Origin of the sequence: Methylorubrum podarium, assembly GCF_022179745.1 — a bacterium.
Lineage (GTDB): Bacteria > Pseudomonadota > Alphaproteobacteria > Rhizobiales > Beijerinckiaceae > Methylobacterium > Methylobacterium podarium.
Genome location: NZ_BPRD01000627.1, coordinates 1 through 1,550, shown reverse-complemented (window position 1 = coordinate 1,550; position 1,550 = coordinate 1). Strand labels below are relative to the sequence as shown.

Here is a 1,550-nt window from a genome sequence, read left to right as displayed (position 1 = left end):
GCGGCTGATTCTGTTTCGATGCCATGCCGAGCCGCGGCGGTCTCGCCGCGGTGATCGTTCCGCCCGAGCGATGTCGCAAGGCTCCCCTCGCCCCGCCGTGCGGGAGGGGTTCGGGGTGGGGGTAGTGCAGAAGGCACCGCACCGCCTCATCCTGAACCACCCCCACCTCCCGCCTCCTCCCCACAAGGGGGAGGAGAGGGGCGGTAGCCGAAGCGATCAACCGGAAACGGCATCACTCCTCCCGCGCCTTCTCCCGCAGCAGAAACTTCTGCACCTTGCCCGTCGAGGTCTTGGGCAGCTCGCCGAACACCACGTGGCGCGGCAGCTTGTAGGGGGCGAGCCGCTCGCGGCACCACGCCACCAGCTCCTCGGCCGTAGCCTCCCGCCCCTCCTTCAGCTCGACGAAGGCGCAGGGCGTCTCGCCCCATTTCGCGTCGGGCTTGGCCACCACGGCGGCGGCGGCGACCGAGGGGTGCTTGAACAGGGCGTCCTCCACCTCGATCGAGGAGATGTTCTCGCCGCCCGAGATGATGATGTCCTTCGAGCGGTCCTTCAGCTGGATGTAGCCGTCGGGGTGCTTCACCCCGAGATCGCCGGAGCGGAACCAGCCGCCCTTGAAGGCGGCCTGCGTCGAGGCCGGGTTCTTCAGGTAGCCGCGCATCACCACGTTGCCGCGGAACATCACCTCACCGAGGCTCGTCCCGTCGGCGGGCAGCGATTCCATCGTCTCGGGATCGCGCACGTCGAGCCCTTCCAGGACGGGGTAGCGCACGCCCTGGCGGGCCTTCTTCCGGGCGCGCTCGTCGGGGGCGAGCGCGTCCCATTCCTCGTGCCACGCATTCACCACCGCCGGGCCGTAGGTCTCGGTCAGGCCGTAGAGATGGGTGACGTCGAAGCCGGCCTCGCCCATGGCGGCGAGCACCGCCTCGGGCGGCGGCGCGGCCGCCGTGAGGAAGTGGACCCGGCGGGGGAGGGGACGCTTCTGGTCCTCCGGAGCGTTCAGGAGCGTCGACATCACGATCGGCGCGCCCGACAGGTGGGTGACGCCGTGCTCGGCGAGCGCCGCGTACATCGCGGGCGCCCGCACCTGCCGCAGGCAGACATGGGTGCCGGCCACGATCGAGAGCGTCCAGGGGAAGCACCAGCCGTTGCAGTGGAACATCGGCAGGGTCCAGAGATAGACCGCGTGCTGCGGCAGCCCGGCGGTGATGACGTTGCCGAGGGAGAGCAGCGCCGCGCCGCGGTGGTGGTAGACCACGCCCTTCGGGTCGCCGGTGGTGCCCGACGTGTAGTTCAGCGAGATCGCGTCCCACTCGTCCGCCGGCATCGCCCAGGCGTAATCGGGATCGCCCGCGGCCAGGAACGCTTCGTAGTCGGTCTCGCCGATGGAGGCGCCGTCCCCGGCGAATTCCGGATCGTCGTAGTCGATGACGAGGGGCGAGACGCCGGCCCGGTCGAGCGCCTCGCGGCCGATCCGCGCGAATTCGCGATCGACGATGAAGACCTTGGCCTCGCCGTGGTCGAGGCAGAAGGCGAGCGCCGCCGCGTCG

General features: G+C 70.4%; 1 protein-coding gene. It reads right to left on the bottom strand.

Annotation, left to right across the window (positions count from 1 at the left end; translation table 11 throughout):
* Window positions 1-232: 232 nt before the first annotated feature.
* Window positions 233-1,550: AMP-binding protein (locus tag MFF42_RS24915; protein ID WP_238258631.1), on the bottom strand; the 1,318-nt coding region annotated here is incomplete at its 5' end.